Origin of the sequence: Pseudoxanthomonas sacheonensis (genome assembly GCF_010093305.1) — a bacterium.
GTDB lineage: Bacteria > Pseudomonadota > Gammaproteobacteria > Xanthomonadales > Xanthomonadaceae > Pseudoxanthomonas_A > Pseudoxanthomonas_A sacheonensis.
In genome coordinates, this window is sequence record NZ_PDWS01000012.1 from 90,863 (window position 1) to 106,816 (window position 15,954).

General features: G+C 65.2%; 14 protein-coding genes. 4 read left to right on the top strand and 10 right to left on the bottom strand.

Features of this window, described 5'->3' with window-relative positions; translation table 11 throughout:
- Positions 1-7: 7 nt before the first annotated feature.
- Positions 8-634, bottom strand: a complete 627-nt coding sequence (locus CSC73_RS11610) for a DUF47 domain-containing protein (protein WP_093281496.1) — start codon at positions 632-634, stop codon at positions 8-10.
- Between the two features lie 268 nt (positions 635-902).
- On the opposite strand from CSC73_RS11610, the gene CSC73_RS11615 reads away from it, so the two are divergent.
- Together CSC73_RS11615 and CSC73_RS11620 are read left to right on the top strand one after the other, a co-directional pair.
- Positions 903-2,210, top strand: coding sequence for a hemolysin family protein (locus CSC73_RS11615; protein ID WP_163840593.1), 1,308 nt, complete (start codon positions 903-905; stop codon positions 2,208-2,210).
- Entirely contained in the window at positions 2,197-2,841 is a 645-nt protein-coding gene (locus CSC73_RS11620; RefSeq protein ID WP_163840594.1) for an exopolysaccharide biosynthesis protein, read from the top strand. Before CSC73_RS11615 ends, CSC73_RS11620 begins: the two co-directional genes overlap by 14 nt.
- A gap of 101 nt (positions 2,842-2,942) precedes the next feature.
- On the opposite strand, the gene CSC73_RS11625 is transcribed toward CSC73_RS11620, so the two are convergent.
- Genes CSC73_RS11625 through CSC73_RS11635 form a run of 3 tightly spaced genes read right to left on the bottom strand, consistent with a single transcriptional unit; the run spans position 2,943 to position 6,850 of the window.
- Positions 2,943-5,018, bottom strand: coding sequence for a putative bifunctional diguanylate cyclase/phosphodiesterase (locus CSC73_RS11625; RefSeq protein WP_163840627.1), 2,076 nt, complete (start codon positions 5,016-5,018; stop codon positions 2,943-2,945).
- A 38-nt stretch (positions 5,019-5,056) separates the two neighbouring features.
- Entirely contained in the window at positions 5,057-6,019 is a 963-nt protein-coding gene (locus CSC73_RS11630; RefSeq protein WP_425502311.1) for a phosphate/phosphite/phosphonate ABC transporter substrate-binding protein, read from the bottom strand.
- Positions 6,020-6,058: 39 nt separating this feature from the next.
- Positions 6,059-6,850, bottom strand: a complete 792-nt coding sequence (locus CSC73_RS11635) for an RNA methyltransferase (RefSeq protein ID WP_163840596.1) — start codon at positions 6,848-6,850, stop codon at positions 6,059-6,061.
- A 123-nt stretch (positions 6,851-6,973) separates the two neighbouring features.
- Here CSC73_RS11635 and CSC73_RS11640 point away from each other — a divergent pair, with 123 nt between their 5' ends.
- Positions 6,974-7,798 (top strand): inositol monophosphatase family protein, encoded by an 825-nt coding sequence (locus CSC73_RS11640; protein WP_163840597.1) that lies wholly within the window; start codon positions 6,974-6,976, stop codon positions 7,796-7,798.
- Between the two features lie 149 nt (positions 7,799-7,947).
- Here CSC73_RS11640 and secF read toward each other — a convergent pair whose 3' ends face one another.
- From secF to CSC73_RS11670, 6 genes are all read right to left on the bottom strand, one after another.
- Positions 7,948-8,913: a protein translocase subunit SecF gene (gene secF / locus CSC73_RS11645; protein WP_163840598.1), complete on the bottom strand. Its 966-nt coding sequence runs from the start codon at positions 8,911-8,913 to the stop codon at positions 7,948-7,950.
- Positions 8,914-8,928: 15 nt separating this feature from the next.
- On the bottom strand, positions 8,929-10,821 hold the full coding sequence (secD, locus tag CSC73_RS11650) for a protein translocase subunit SecD (RefSeq protein WP_163840599.1): 1,893 nt from the start codon (positions 10,819-10,821) through the stop codon (positions 8,929-8,931).
- Positions 10,822-10,931: 110 nt separating this feature from the next.
- Positions 10,932-11,273, bottom strand: a complete 342-nt coding sequence (yajC, locus tag CSC73_RS11655; protein WP_093281540.1) for a preprotein translocase subunit YajC — start codon at positions 11,271-11,273, stop codon at positions 10,932-10,934.
- A 222-nt stretch (positions 11,274-11,495) separates the two neighbouring features.
- A complete protein-coding gene (gene tgt, locus CSC73_RS11660) occupies positions 11,496-12,602 on the bottom strand; it encodes a tRNA guanosine(34) transglycosylase Tgt (protein WP_163840600.1) in 1,107 nt (368 codons plus the stop codon).
- Between the two features lie 151 nt (positions 12,603-12,753).
- Positions 12,754-13,815 carry a tRNA preQ1(34) S-adenosylmethionine ribosyltransferase-isomerase QueA gene (gene queA / locus CSC73_RS11665; protein ID WP_163840601.1) on the bottom strand — a complete coding sequence of 354 codons (1,062 nt, stop codon included), beginning with the start codon at positions 13,813-13,815 and terminating at the stop codon, positions 12,754-12,756.
- An 11-nt stretch (positions 13,816-13,826) separates the two neighbouring features.
- Positions 13,827-14,261, bottom strand: coding sequence for an Lrp/AsnC family transcriptional regulator (locus CSC73_RS11670; protein WP_163840602.1), 435 nt, complete (start codon positions 14,259-14,261; stop codon positions 13,827-13,829).
- Positions 14,262-14,378: 117 nt separating this feature from the next.
- On the opposite strand from CSC73_RS11670, the gene CSC73_RS11675 reads away from it, so the two are divergent.
- Positions 14,379-15,875 (top strand): aminotransferase class III-fold pyridoxal phosphate-dependent enzyme, encoded by a 1,497-nt coding sequence (locus tag CSC73_RS11675; protein WP_163840603.1) that lies wholly within the window; start codon positions 14,379-14,381, stop codon positions 15,873-15,875.
- Positions 15,876-15,954: the final 79 nt, after the last annotated feature.

A 15,954-nucleotide genomic window follows, 5' to 3' on the forward strand; every position in this document is an offset into this window, starting at 1 on the left:
CGCGGTCCTAGCTGTTCTTCAGCACGATCTGGTACGCCGCCACGCCGGCTTCCCGGCAGCGGTCGATAGCCTTCTCCAGGATCTCGAAGAACTCTTTCAGCAGGAACATCTGCAGGTTGTCCAGACGGCCCGAATAGATGTCGCGGTACAACTCCAGCATCAGCCGGTCGGCCTCGTTCTCCAGCGCGCGCAGCTTCTCGTTGAGCGCGGTCATGCGGTCGATGTTCATCTTCTGCAGGTCGTGGACCATTTCCACCACCACCGAAGCGGCCTGCTCCAGCATCGCCGCGCGCGGCGCGAAATCGATGCCTTCCAGGTGCTTGGTCGCCAGGGAATAGCGGTCGGCGAACTTCTCGACCTGCTTGGGAATCTTGTACAGCGCCGACCCCAGGGCTTCGATGTCCTCGCGCTCGATCGGGGTGATGAAGCTGTCCACCAGGGCCTTGCCGATCTTGTCCGAAGCCGCGCGTTCGCGCTGGCGGGCCAGCTTGAAGGCATCGAGCGCCGGCTGCCGGTCGGCGGTCTTCATCATGCTGTGCAGGGCCTTGGTACTGTCGTAGGCGGCCTGCGCCGAATCGTCCAGCAGGGTATAGAACTGCTGGCCGGAGCCGAAAATGGTCTGCAGCGAAAACATCGGTAGCGCACCCCGCCGTCACGGGAGGGACGGCAACCGGCGCGAATTATGACCGTTTCATGACCCTCTGTGGCGGTCCAACAGCGCCGGGACGGTGCGATGCAACCCGGTGATGGGCCGTTACCGCAGCCACCTGGGCGGGTTTGCTAGAATCCGCACCGCGCCAAGGCGCACTTTATGGAAGACGACCCTACCTCCCCCTACCCCGCCCGCCGCTCGCCCGCGATGCGTGGTCCCGCAGAAGCCCGCCCTGGCGAGGGTCGCCCGCGTGCTTGAACTGCTGATCGTAGCCGGCCTGATCGTGCTCAATGGCTTCTTCGCCTTGTCGGAGATGGCCCTCATGACCTCGCGCAAGCTGCGCCTGAAACAGATGGCGCTGGAAAGCCGCGGCGCCCGGGTCGCGCTGGCGCTGGCCGAACACCCGGACAACCTGCTCTCCACTGTGCAGGTCGGCATTACCCTGATCGGCGTGCTGGCCGGCTCGCTGGGCAGCGACGCCATCGGCGCCCTGGTCGCCGGTTGGCTGACCGGGATCTGGCCGAACGCGAGCCAATATGCGGGGCGCATAGGTTTCGGCACCGCGGTCACCCTGATCACCGCCGGCTCGGTCATTTTCGGCGAACTCATTCCCAAGCGCCTGGCCTTGACCAACGCCGAGAACATCGCCGCGGTAGTGGCCATTCCGCTGGACTGGCTGTCGCGCATCGCCCGCCCCGTCGTGTTCCTGCTGGGCGCGATAAACCGGCTGGTGTTGCGCCTGCTCGGCATCCGCGACGGCGACCGCAATGCGGTGAGCGAAGAAGAAATCCGCCTGCTGGTCAGCGAAGGCCACGCCCAGGGCGTGATCGACGTGGACGAACGCAACATGGTCAATCGCGTGTTGCGGCTGGGCGACCGCACCGCCGACAGCCTGATGACGCCGCGCAAGAGGATCGTATGGCTGGACCAGGCCGCCAGCTACGAAGAAAACATCGAAACCATGCGCGAATCGCAGTTCTCGCGCTTTCCGGTGTACCGCCACAACGACCAGGACGTGGTCGGCATCCTGGAAGTCAAATCGCTGCTGGACCGCTTCGCCGAACGCTCGCCGGAAATATTCCGCAACCTGCGCGAACCGCTGTTCGTTTCCGAATCCACCCATGCCATGAAGCTGCTCGAGATCCTGCGCGAGGAACAGCAGTCGCTGGCCCTGGTGGTGGACGAGTACGGCGAGATCCAGGGCCTGGTGACGCTCAGCGACCTGATGGGCGCGGTGGTCGGCCGCCTGCAGGCCTCGGAGAACAGCGACGAAGATGCGCTGGTGGTGACCCGCGAGGATGGCTCGCTGCTGGTCGATGGCTCGTTGCCCAACGACGATTTGCGCGAGCTGTTGGGCGGCGTCGCCCTGCCGGACGGCGACGAGGCCGACTACAACACCATCGCCGGCCTGGTGATCGAACAGTTCGGGCGCATCCCGCATGTCGGCGAATACCTGGACTGGGCCGGCTGGCGCATCGAGGTCGTGGACCTGGACGGCGCGCGCATCGACAAACTGCTGGTGCAGAGGCTGCCGGAAGAAGACGATGACGAAGCCTGATTCCGGCCCCGCACCGGGAAACGGCGACCATGTCAGCACGCGCGCGGTGCTGGATGAATTCGCGGCCGGCGATCCCGACGACCACCTCAGATTGGGCGATCTGCTTTCGGGATTGCGGCAGACCGCGTTCGGCATGCTGCTGTTCGTGGCGGTGCTGCCTGCCTTCATCCCCATCCCCGGCGTGGCCGGCGCCATCAGCGGTCCGCTGGTGGTGCTGATCGGCGCGCAGCTGCTGTTCTGCCTGCGCAAGCCGTGGCTTCCCGGTTTCCTGGCCAGGCGCGGCCCCTACCGGCGCTCGATGGTGCGTTTCCGCGACAGGATGGCGCGCTGGCTGGGCTGGCTGGAAAAAGTGGTGCGCCCGCGCATGGAAGGCGTGCTCGACCACCCCGTCGCCAGCGCCTTCACCGGCCTGCTGCTGGTGCTGTTGGGGCTGCTGCTGGCCTTGCCGATCCCCTTCACCAACTACGTGTTCGGCGTGTTGCTGTTGCTGTTCGTGTTCGCCTTGCTGGAACGCGACGGCGCCTTGATGCTGGTCGCCTGGCTGGCCGGAGCCATCGCGGTAGTGGTGTTCGGCTTCGTGTCCGGCAATCTGGTGCAGATGCTGGTCCACATGGTCGATGGTTGGTTCTGACGTAGGTCGGGGCTACGCCCCCGACACTCGCAATGCTTGCCACATGCGGATCGGTCTTCGCTTCGTTGTGCCGGGGGTCGGGGACGTAGCCCCGACCTACGTCAGATCAGGAGATGCGCGAACTCGGCGGCGCTCATCGGATGGCCCAGCCAGTAACCCTGCGCCAGATCGCACCCGCGGTCGCGCAGGATGTCGAACTGCGCTTCCTTCTCCACTCCTTCGGCCACCACCGTGATGCCCAGCGAATGGGCCATGGCGATGATCGCGGTGGTCAGCGCCAGATCGTCGGGATCGCGCTGCATGTCGGCGATGAAGCTGCGGTCGATCTTCACCCCGTCCACCGGTACGCGGCGCAGGTGGCTGAGCCCCGAGAAACCGGTGCCGAAATCGTCCAGCCATACCTTCACCCCGGTACGGTGCAGCTTCGCCAGCAAGGCGCTGGCGTGGGCTTCGTCGCCGATCACCGCGGTTTCGGTCAATTCCAGATGCAGGCGCGAAGCCGGCAAGCCGGTGTCGCGCAAGGAAGAGGCGACCTCTTCCGGCAGGTCTCCGCTGCGCAGCTGCCGCGGAGAGACGTTGACCGCCACGAACGGCGCCTCCTCCGAGTCGCCCTGCGCGTTCCAATGCGCAGCGGCGGCGCAGGCCGCGCGCAGCACGCGCGGTCCGATGGTTTCGATCAACCCGCTCTGCTCGGCCACATCGATGAAGACCGAAGGGGCGACCGCTCCCATCTCCGGGTGCTGCCAGCGCAGCAGCGCCTCGGCGCCGACGATGCGGTGATCCATGAGGCGGTAGATCGGCTGATAGACCAGGCTCAGTTCGCCGCGCTCCCATGCGCCGCGCAGCTCCTGCTCCATGTGCACGCGGCGCTCCACCGCCTGGTCCATGGCGCGGCTGTAGAAGCGGTAGCAGTTCTTGCCGGCGACCTTGGCCTGGTACATGGCGATGTCGCCGTTCTTCATCAGCGAAGTGGCGCCGGAAGCGTCCTCCGGGAACAGGGTGATGCCGATGGACGTGCCCAGGAAAACCTGCCGGCCCTCCACCACCAGCGGCTGTCCGAGCTCCTTCACCAGCGCCTCGGCCAGCTGCGTGGCCGCAGCGCGCACGTCGCCGTTCTGGATCAGGATGACGAACTCGTCGCCGCCGAAACGCGCCAGCAGCGAATCGTCGCCGCCCATGCGCTCCACCGCTTCGCGGATGCGGTTGGCGAACTGCACCAGCACCTCGTCGCCCGCTTCGTGCCCCAGGGTGTCGTTGACGCGCTTGAAGTCGTCGATATCGGCGAACAGCAGGGCCAGCTGGCGGCCGGCGCCGCGCAACATCATCAGCCGATGGTCCAGGCTTTCCCGGAAGGCGAGACGGTTGGTCAGCCCGGTCAGCGCATCGGTATAAGCCATGCGGCGCACATCGCGGTCGTGGCGGGCGATGCTGTCGTTCATGCTGCCGAAAGCGCGCACCAGCTCGCCGACTTCGTCCTTGCGATCGCTGGACAACCGTTCCGCGTCGTAGTTGCCGACGCCGATGGCGTGCGCGGCCTCGGCCAGCTGCCTGATCGGTTTTACCAGTGTGCGCTGCGCATACCAGGCGATCCCCACGCAGACCGCGGCCAACGCGGCCAGCAGCAATACGATCCAGCCCATGTGGCGGCGGCCCAGCTCGACCAGGCGGCTGTTGAGGTTATCGGCCGCGCGTTCTTCGCTGGCGCGTATCTCGGCCAGCGAAAAGCCCACCCGCACGCCTCCGAGGCGCTCATTGCCGATGCTGATGCCTTCGGACACGTCCACCACCTGCCGCGACCACTGGGTCAGCAGGCGATCGGAAGAAACCGCCGCATGGGCGAGCGGATCGGTCATCGGCTGCCCGTAGGCGGCGATATCGTAGGAACCGTCGTGGACGATGTTGCCGCGCGCGTCGTACACCAGCACGTAGGCCACATCGGGCTGGCGGGCGGCCGCGCGTACGGTGGTGCCGATCGCGTCCAGGTCGGAAAAATACAGCGGGTTGGTCAGGGAGTCGGCCAGCTGCTCCACCATGGCTTCGCCGCGCCGGTTGAGCGCGTCGGCGGCCATGCTCTGCATGGCTTCGCGGCCTAGCACGTCCACTTCCCGCTGCATCATCGCCTGCCGCTGCAGTAGCACCGCGATCAACGCGAACACCACCGCCAGGGTGATGCCCATGGCCACCAGGAACCGCGCCTGCAACCCGAAACGCAGGCTCACTCGACTTGCTCGCGCACGCGCACGGCGCCGTCGCGCAGGCGATCCAGGCCTTGTTGCGAAACCGCGTCGACCGGCATGAAGCGCGTGGTGCGGAAGAACAGCGCCATGGCTTCGCGCGCGTCAGGATCGTTGGCCGCCTGCAGCAACACCTCGCGCAGGCGCGCTTCCACTTTGGGATCCAGGTCGCCGCGCACCATCTCCAGCGCGCGCGGATAGTCCGGGGTTTTGTAGATGATCTTCATGTCGGAGCGGAACGCCGCCGGCATCCGCCGGTCGTCTTCCCAGTCCAGGCTGCTGAATACGCCGGCATCGACAAGGCGCTTGTGCACCCATGCCGCGATGTTGAGTTCCGAGCGCGCGAAAACGTAGCCCACCGAATCCGGCGTGGGCCTGTCCATGGGCGACAGCAGGATCTCCATGTGCAGGCCGTGATCCACCAGGGTCGAAGCGGGAACGATATAGGAACTGGTGGAAGCGGTGCTCTGGAAAGCGATGCTGCGGCCCTTCAGATCGGCCAGCGAATCGATGCCGCTGTCCTTGCGCGCGAAGAACACCGAGTGGTAGCGGCTCACTCCGCCGCGCTCGGTCAGCAGCAGCGGTTTTGCCCCGGCGCGCTTCTGCAGCTGCATGGCGGTACCGGCGGTTTCGGTGACCCAGTCCACGCGCCCGCGGCGCAGGTAGCTGGTCATCTGCTGGGCGTCGCGCGCCATCAGGATGCGGCCCCCGGTGATCCCTACATCGCGCATGCGCGGCACCACATAGTCCAGCAGCGGCTTGAGCTGCTCGTAGTGGGCCTTGGGATCGTCGCTTATGCGGCCGATGACCAGCACATTGCCGTTGTCGGAAGGCGGCGGCGCCGGCGCCGGCGCTGCCGACGCTACCGTCGTGGGCGCCTGCAGCAGCAGGAGGGCAAGACCAAACCAGGCTGTACGCAACGTCAGGGCTCGCATCAACGACAAGTACGAGACTAGCCGAAAGCTCCCTTCACGGGTAGCGATTCAGCTCCGATTCTCTCCGGCCAGCCGCGCCATTCGCTGCGCATCGGCCAGGATGCCGCGCAACAACCGGACCTCCTGCTCGTTCAGATTGGAGCGCAGGAACAGCCGCCGCAGCTTGCGCATGGCCGATTCAGGGGCTCGGCCCTTGTGGAAATCGATATCGTCCAGGGTTTCCCCCAGCTGGGCGAAAAAACCCTCCAGCTGCGCGTGGTTGGCCGGCGCCTCGTGGCTTTCTTCGACCGCAGGCGGCGGCGCCTCTCCCGCGGCCAGCAAGGCCACCCGCAGTTCGTAGGCCAGCACCTGCACGGCCGCGGCCAGGTTGAGCGAGCTGTATTCGGGATTGGCGGGGATATGCACCGAGGCGTGGCAGAGCTGCAGCTCCTCGTTGCTCAGTCCGGTGCGCTCGCGGCCGAACACCAGCGCCGTCTCGGCCCGGCGGGCCAATGCCGCCACGCGTTCGCCCGCCGCCCGGGGGTGCAGCTCCTCCAGCGCCACCCGCCGGCTGCGCGCCGTGCAGCCCAGCACGAAGGTGCAATCGGCCACCGCTTCGGCCAGGGTCGCCACCACGCTGGCCGAAGCCAGCAGGTCGTCGGCGCCGGCGGCCCGGCGAAAAGCCTCGTCCGCCGGGTACTGCTCCGGCGCCACCAGTACCAGCTTCGAAAGCCCCATGGTCTTCAGCGCACGCGCCGCCGCACCGATATTGCCGGGGTGCTGGGTGCCGACCAGCACGATGCGGATACGGCTGGCGGCGGTTGCCGGGGGCGATTCTGGCGATTCGGCGGGAATGTTCATGAGTGTTGGGGAGTGTTCGCAGGCGCAGATGTTAAACTGCGCGCGCCGGTCCACGCGCCGTGCCGCTCTTTAACCACTCGTTCCGCCCCACCCGTCTGCCTGTCCGCCCGAGGTCTGTCGCCCATGCTGAATCCCGTCATCACCATCATGGTCAAGGCCGCGCGCCAGGGGGGCAACGTCCTGTTGCGCAACATCAACAAGCTCGACGCCCTGAACGTGGTGGAAAAGGGACGCCTGGACTACGCCAGCGAAGTGGATGCGGACGCCGAAAAAGCCGTCATCAAGGAACTCAAGCGCGCCTACCCTGACTATTCGGTGCTGGGCGAGGAAAGCGGCGGCCAGGCCGGCAAGAACGGGCGCTACACCTGGGTCATCGACCCGCTGGACGGCACCAGCAACTACCTGCGCGGTTTCCCGCACTACTGCGTCTCCATCGCCCTGGTCGACAACGGCGAACCCACCGATGCGGTGATCTTCGATCCGCTGCGCAACGAGCTGTTCACCGCCAGCCGCGGTAGCGGCGCCCAGCTCAACGAACGCCGCATCCGCGTCACCGACCGCAAAGACCTGGCTGGCGCCACCATCGCCACCGGCTTCGCCCCGCGCGAACGCGCCCGCGCCGGCGCGCAGCTCGAATGCGTGCGCGAACTGCTGGTGCAGGCCGAGGACGTGCGCCGCACCGGTTCTGCCGCGCTGGATCTGGCCTATGTGGCCTGCGGCCGCAGCGATGCCTATTTCGAAGCGGGCGTGAAAGCCTGGGACATCGCCGCCGGCGTACTGCTGGTGCGCGAGGCAGGCGGCAAGGTCTGCGACTACCGCGGCGCCAACCTGGCGAGGATGGATTTCCAGGGCGCCAAGGACCACCAGGTCGTAGCCGGCAACATCAAGGTCTGCGAGGCGCTGCAGAAAGCCATCGTTACCTCGGGCTACGCCGCCAGCTTCAACTGACGTCATCCCTGTAGGAGCGGGCCCTGCCCGCGAAGCTTTTTCCCTGGGTTGATGCAAAAAGCGTCGCGGGCAGGGCCCGCTCCTACAGATCCGATCCATGAAAAAGGCCGCGAAATTCGCGGCCTTTTTCGTTGCGGTGCCGGCAGGCTTTACGGCCGGCGGGCCAGCGCCGCTTCTTCCCGCGCCTTCGGCAACAGGTCCTGCTTGGTGACCTTCAGGAACCAGATGGTCAGCAACGGACAGGCCACGAAGATCGAGGAGACGGTGCCGATCACGATGCCCAGCATCTGCGAGATCGCCATGCCTTCCAGCGAACCGCCGCCGTACAGGTACAGCGCCAGCACGGTGAGGAAGGCCACGAAAGAGGTGATGATGGTGCGCGACAGGGTCTGGTTGACCGAACGGTTGAGGATCTCCACCGGTTCGGCGCGCAGGCTGCGGAAATTCTCGCGCACGCGGTCGAACACCACGATGGTGTCGTTGATCGAGAAACCCATCACCGACAACAGGCCGGCCAGCACGGTCAGGTCGAACTCGCGCCCGGTCAGGGCGAAGAAACCGGCCACGATCAGCACGTCGTGCAAGGTGGTGAGGATGGCGGCCACCGCGAACTTCCACTCGAAGCGGAACGAGATGTAGATCAGAAAGCCGACCACCACGAAGATAAGCGCGTAAAGGGCCCTCTCGGCCAGCTCGTTTCCGACCTGCGGCCCGACGAACTCGTTGCGCAGCATCTTGGCGACATTGTCCGGCGTGGAGGCGGCCGCCACAACTTCCTTCACCGTGGCGTTATCGCTGCCGGAGCTGTTCTGCCCCTCGCGAGGCTGCAAGCGGATCAGCAGATCGCTACCGGTGCCGAAAGTCTGCACCTGGGCACTGGTGTAACCGGCCGCGGCAAGTCGTTCGCGCACTCCATCCACTTCCGGCGCTTTGTCGAAACGCAGTTCGACCACGGTACCGCCGGTGAAATCCAGCGCGTAGTTGAAGTTCTTGAATGCGATCGCGCCGACGGCGACGACCGCCAGCAACAGCGCCACGGCCAGCGACACCCAGCGCAGCCGCATGAAGTTGAAGTTGGTGTCGTTGGGTATGAGATGCAACGGGAAAAGTTTCATGGTCGGTGTGTCCCGTTAGATGGCCAATGACTTGAGCTTGCGGCGGCGGCCGTAGATCAAGGTGGCGATGCCGCGCGATACGGTGACGGCAGTGAATACGGAGGTCAGAATGCCGATGATCATGGTCACCGCAAAGCCCTTCAGCGGTCCGGTGCCGAAGGCGTACAGCGCCACGCCTGCCAGCAGGGCGGTCATGTTCGAATCGAAAATAGTGCCCGAAGCCTTGTCGTATCCGGTGGCGATAGCCGCCAGAGGCGGCACCCCGGCGCGCAGCTCTTCGCGTATTCGTTCGTTGATCAGCACGTTGGCGTCCACCGACATGCCGATGGTCAGCGCCAAACCGGCGAAACCGGGCAAGGTCATGGTGGCGCCGAACATCGACATCACCGCGACCACCATCACCAGATTGAGCAGCAGGGCCACGCACGTGATCAAGCCGAACATGCGGTAATAGACAAGAAAGAACGCCAGCGCGAACAGGAACGAGAACATCACCGCCTTGGTGCCGCGCTCGACGTTCTCCGCGCCCAGGCTCGGGCCGACCACGCGTTCTTCTATGAAATCCATCGGCGCGGCCAACGCACCGGCCTTCAACTGCTCGGCGAGCTTATTGGCTTCCTCTTTGCCCAAACCGGTGGTCTGGAAGGTCTTGCCCAGCGGTTCCCGCGTCGTGGCGGAGCTGATTACGTACTCATCGACGCGCGAAGACCTGACTTGCTTGCCATCCACAATATTCATCGTGGGGACGCGCTCGACATAGACGATGCCGATGCGCTTGCCCACGTTGTCGATGGTGTGGTCGAACATGCGCTTTCCGCCGGCGCCATTGAGCGTGATCAGCACCGACGGCGAACCGGTCTGCGAATCGGTCTGGGGCGCGGCGTTGACCAGTTGGTCGCCGGATACGAGCAAACGCTTGGACAGCAGAAGCGGCCGTTTGTTCTGGTCGTAATAGATACGCGAATCGCCGGGAATGTTGCCATCGCGCAAAGCGGCGGCGGCCGCGATTTCGTCGCCGGTGACGGCCCTGAACTCCAGGGTGGCCGTCGCGCCGATGATGTCCTTGGCGCGCGCGGTGTCCTGCAGGCCCGGCAGCTCTACGACCAGCCGATCGTCGCCCTGCCGCTGCAACACCGGCTCGGCGACGCCGATGGCGTTGACGCGGTTCGCGATCACCGTGCGGTTCTGTTCGATCGCATTGGAAGCGATGCGTCCCAGCTCGGCCGCGGGCAAAGTCACCATCACCTGCTTGCCTTCGGTCGTGTAGGAAAAGCCGGCGGACAAACCAGGCACCGCAACTCCGCCGTCGCTGGTGCCGGTCAGATTCTCGGCGATCAGCTTACGCGCCTTGGCGGCGTCGTTTTCCGATACCAAGGTCACCGCGATGTGGGAATCGTCCAGCTTGTTGACGGCGGTATAGCCGACCTTGTTGTCGCGGAGAATCACCCGGATGCTGTCGAGGTAGGACTCGATCGTTTTCGCCAAAGCCGCCTTCTGGTCGACCTGCATCAAGAAATGCACGCCACCCTGGAGATCCAGGCCCAGCGACATGGGCCTGGCATGCAGCGCTTCCAACCATGCAGGTACGGTCGAAGCAAGATTCAAAGCGACCGAATAGTCGTCGCCCAATTCAGGCCGCAGCGTGTCGGCCGCCTTGGTTTGGACGTCCGCATTGGCAAGCCTCACCAACAGATGGTCCGACTCCAGGTCGATCGCTTTCGGTACCACGCCGACCTTCTTCAGTCCGGCTTCCACCCGTTGGCGCAAGGCCTGGTCCACGGTGAAACCGCGGCTGGGAGTGATCTGAACGGAACTGTCGGAGGGATAGAGGTTGGGCAGTGCATAAAGCCCGCTCAGCACCACTACCAGCAGGATGGCGACGTATTTCCAGCGTGGGAATTCAAGCATCGGAGAGTTCCAGGTCGAACTTTACCCGGGCAAGCGCAACGCCGGCCGGGAGGTTGGATACCGCGAAAACCGGACGCGCCTTGCGGGCAGTCCGGCGCATCGCAGCGGGATCAAGCGGACTTGAGCGTGCCCTTGGGCAGCACGTTGCCGACTGCGGCCTTCTGCACGCGCACGCGCACGTTGTCGGCGACTTCGACGGTGACGAAGTTGTCGCCGATGTCGGTCACGGTGCCGGCGATGCCGCCCGAGGTGATCACTTCGTCGCCCTTGGACAGCTTGTCCAGCATGCCGCGATGTTCCTTGGCGCGCTTCATCTGCGGACGGATCATCAGGAAGTACATCACCGCGATCAGAATGATCGGAAACAGCAGCATGCCGAATCCACCACCGGCGGGAGCAGCGCCAGCGGCCTGGGCATGGGCGGTGGGAATCAGGAAATCGAGCAGGTTCATCAGGTCATCCGATAGGGCCGAAAACAGCCGGGAATTATGCCATGGGGGCGGGCCGGCGTCCCCGCAAGCAGGGAAATCGCCTCAAATCCACCGAAAATCCCCCAACGGCAAGGAAAAGACCTTCGATTCGCGCAAAGGTTCCACCTCCCCACCCTGGCCGTAGGTCGGCCCTACGCGGCCGACGCCCCGCGATGCCACAGGAATCCGAGTCCCAACGCTGCTCTACTCCCTAGCCGCATAGAAATCCGCCCTGAACTTCTCGAACCGCCCCTGCCCGATCGCTTCGCGCATACCTGCCATCAGCCGCTGGTAGTACCAGAGGTTGTGCAGGGTGCCCAGCATGGGCGCCAGCATCTCGTTGCAGCGGTCCAGGTGGCGCAGGTAGGACCGGGTGAAGCCGTTGCGGCAGGCGTAGCAGCCGCAGCCGGGCTCGATGGGGTCCAGATCCTGCTCGTACTTGGCGTTGCGGATGCGCACCGTGCCGGTGGAGGTGAAGTAGTGGCCGTTGCGCGCGTTGCGGGTGGGCATCACGCAGTCGAACATGTCCACGCCCCGCGCCACCGCTTCCACCAGGTCCTCTGGCCGGCCCACGCCCATCAGGTAACGCGGCCGGTCCGCAGGCAGCAGCGGGTGCATGTGCTCCAGCATGGCGTTGCGTTCGTGCTCCGGCTCGCCGACCGCCAAACCGCCGATGGCGTAGCCGTCGAAGCCGATTTCCTGCAGGCCTTCGGCCGACCGCGTGCGCAGATCCGGATGCACCCCGCCCTGCACGATGCCGAACAACGCCGCGTCGTTGCCTTCGTGCGCGTTCTTGCTGCGCAACGCCCAACGCAGGCTCAGCTCCATCGAACGCGAGGCGACCTCTGCGGTCGCCGGGTAAGGCGTGCACTCGTCGAAGATCATCACGATGTCCGAATCCAGTACCTTCTGGATGCGCATGCTTTCTTCCGGCCCCAGGAACACCTTGCTGCCGTCCACCGGCGAATTGAAGGTGACGCCCTGTTCGGTGATCTTGCGCTGGTGCGCCAGCGAGAACACCTGGAAACCGCCGGAGTCGGTGAGGATGGGCTTGTCCCAGCGCGCGAAGCCGTGCAGGCCTTCGTGCTTGGCTATGACATCCAAACCGGGACGCAGGTACAAATGGAAGGTGTTGCCGAGAATGATCTCGGCGCCGAGCTCCTTGATGTGCTCTGGCAGGATTCCTTTCACCGAACCATAGGTGCCCACCGGCATGAACGCCGGTGTTTCCACCGTGCCGCGCGGAAAGGTCAAACGCCCGCGACGCGCTACGCCGTCGGTGCCCAGCAGTTCGAAGGACATGCGGCTCATGCTGTCCATGCTCCATGGCAATGAAATGATTTGACGTCATCCCAGCGAAAGCTGGGATCCATTTTGATCTTGCTCTTCGCGCAAGGCCTCAAAGTCAAGATGGATCCCAGCTTTCGCTGGGATGACGACTGAAAATTTTCTGGAACACCAATCATTTCGAAATCTCGGGAAACAGCAACATCGCATCCCCATAGGAAAAGAACCGGTATTTCTCCCGCACCGCATGCTCGTAAGCGGCGAACACCCGATCCTTTCCAGCGAACGCCGACACCAGCATCAGCAGCGTGCTTTCCGGCAAATGGAAGTTGGTCAGCATCGCATCGACGCTGCGGATGCGGTAACCCGGGAAAATGAAGATCCGCGTTTCGCCAGCGAACGGCTGCAGCTCGCCATCGCGCAACGCCGATTCCAGCGCGCGCACCACCGTCGTGCCCACCGCGATCCCCCGCCCGCCGCGGGCGCGCGCGGCGCGCACCTGCTCCACAAGCGCAGCGCCCACGTTCAGCCACTCGCTATGCATGCGGTGTTCGCGCACGTCGTCCACGCGCACCGGCTGGAAGGTGCCCGCGCCCACATGCAGGGTGACGTGGCCGAACTCGATGCCTTGCGCGCGCAAAGTTTCCAGCAATGCATCGTCGAAATGCAGGCCGGCGGTCGGCGCGGCCACCGCGCCGAGTTCGCGCGCGAACACGGTCTGGTAGCGCTCATCGTCGTCGATGCCGGGATCGCGATGGATGTACGGCGGCAGCGGCAGGCGGCCCGCCTTCAGCAACCAGCTTTCCAACGCGCCGTCGACGTGGAAACGCAACTGGTAGAACTCGCCATCGCGCCCCAGCACCTCCGCTTCGCCGCCCGCATCCAGAGCGATGCGCCCGCCCGGCTTGGGCGATTTGCTGGCGCCGATCTGCACCCGCGCCCGGTTGTCCGGCAGCAGGCGCTCGATCAGGATTTCCACCCGTCCGCCGCTTTGCTTCTGCCCGAACAGCCGCGCCGGAATCACGCGCGTGTCGTTGAACACCAGCAGATCGCCCTTGCGCAGCAATTGCGGAAGATCGCGTACTTGCCGATCCGCAAACGGCGCGTCGCCCGCCGGCACCACCAGCAGGCGACTGGCGGAACGCTCGGCCAATGGCTCCTGCGCAATCAGCCCGGGCGGCAGTTCGTAGTGGAAATCGGATTTCTTCAACGTGATGGGCCCTGGAAGGCCGCGCATTGTACGTGAGCCTAGCGCTCGAACTTGGTGGAAAGGATCAACGCCGAGGTGGTGCGCTCGACGCCCTCGATTTCGCCGATGCGGTCGGTCAGCACGTCCATTTCGGCCATGGTGGGCACCACGCCCAGGGCGATCAGGTCGTAGGAACCGGTCACCGAGTGCAGCAGGCGCAGCTCCGGCATGGCCCGCAACGCCTTGGTCACGGCCACCATCTGCTTGGGCTGCACCGCGATCATGATGTGGCCGCGGATCTGGCCGTGTTCGTATTCGTCGGCCAGGCGCACCGCATAACCGCTGATCACGCCCTGGCGCTCCAGGCGGTCGATACGGCTTTGCACGGTGGTGCGCGAGAGCCCGAGCCGGCGAGCGATGTCTGCGGTGGAGGCGCGGGCGTTCTCGCGCAGCAGGGAAAGCAGCAGCTGGTCGGCAGGGGTGATCTTCGTCATGGGCTTATTTTTCGTCGATTAGACGAAAATTACCATGAAACAGTCGAATCATCACTATCAAACGACGAAATTATCCCGATAATGGTCCGCTTGCCGCCAAATATAATGGAGAGCGCCATGACCCTGATCGAAAAACTCGCCCCGCTGCGCGCTCATGCGGGCAAACGCATGACCACCGGTCTGGACGACGCCACCCTGATTCGCCTGGCCAAGTCGCACCCCGATCTGGAAGCGGCCGTCGCGGCCGCAGCCGCCGAACACGAAAACCTGCGCGATGAATTCGCCGATCTGTTCGCCCTGGACGAGGACGCGCAGCTGCGCGCCGTGCAGGGCGGCTACATCAACTTCTACGCCGAAGACGCGGTCAACCCCTACGTCGCCCTGGCCGCGCGCGGCCCGTGGGTGGTCACCATCAACGGCGCGGTGCTGTACGACGCCGGCGGCTACGGCATGATCGGTTTCGGGCACACGCCCGAAGCGGTGATGCAAGCGATGGCGCGCCCGCAGGTGATGGCCAATATCATGACCCCCAGCCTGTCGCAGCTGCGCTTCGACCGCGCGTTGCGCAAGGAGATCGGCCACACCCGCGGCGGTTGTCCGTTCGCCAAGTTCCTGTGCCTGAATTCCGGCTCCGAATCGGTCGGCCTGGCCGCGCGCATCGCCGACATCAACACCAAGCTGCAGACCGATGCCGGCGCCAAGTACGCCGGCCGGACGATCAAGCGCGTGGTGGTGAAAGGCAGCTTCCACGGCCGCACCGAGCGCCCCGCCCTGTATTCGGATTCCTCGCGCAAGGCCTATCAGCAGCACTTGGCCAGCTACCGCAACGAAGATTCGGTGATCGCGGTCGATCCCTACGACGCCGAAGCGTTGAAGCGCGTGTTCGCCGACGCCGACAGCAAGGGTTGGTTCGTCGAAGCCGTGTTCCTTGAGCCGGTGATGGGCGAAGGCGACCCCGGCCGCTCGTTGCCGCCGGCTTTCTACGCAGTCGCGCGCGAACTGACCCGCAGCCACGGCAGCCTGCTGCTGGTCGATTCCATCCAGGCCGGCCTGCGCGCGCACGGCGTACTGTCCATCGTGGACTATCCCGGCTTCGAAGGCCTGGATGCGCCGGATATGGAAACCTATTCGAAGGCGCTCAACGCCGCGCAGTACCCGCTGTCCGTGCTCGCCGTGAACGAACGCGCCGCCGGCCTGTACCGCAAGGGCGTGTACGGCAACACCATGACCAGCAACCCGCGCGCGCTGGACGTGGCCTGTGCGGTGCTGAGCCTGCTCACCCCGCAATTGCGCGAGAACATCCGCAAGCGCGGCGCGGAAGCGGTCGAGAAGCTCGAGAAGCTGAAATCGGAACTGGGCGGCCTGATCACCAAGGTGCAGGGGACCGGGCTGCTGTTCTCCTGCGAACTGGCCCCGCAGTTCAAGTGCTACGGCGCCGGCTCCACCGAGGAGTGGCTGCGCGAACGCGGGCTCAATGTGATCCACGGCGGCGCCAACTCGCTGCGTTTCACCCCGCATTTCGCGATGACGGCCGATGAGCTGGACCTGCTGGTCGGCATGGTCGGGCAGGCGCTGCGCGAAGGGCCGCGCCTGTCTCAGGCGGCAGCCGCCTAAGAGCCGGCGCAACCGCACTCAACTGTAGGAGCGGGCCCTGCCCGCGACGCTTTTCGATGGAAAAGCGTCGCGGGCAGGG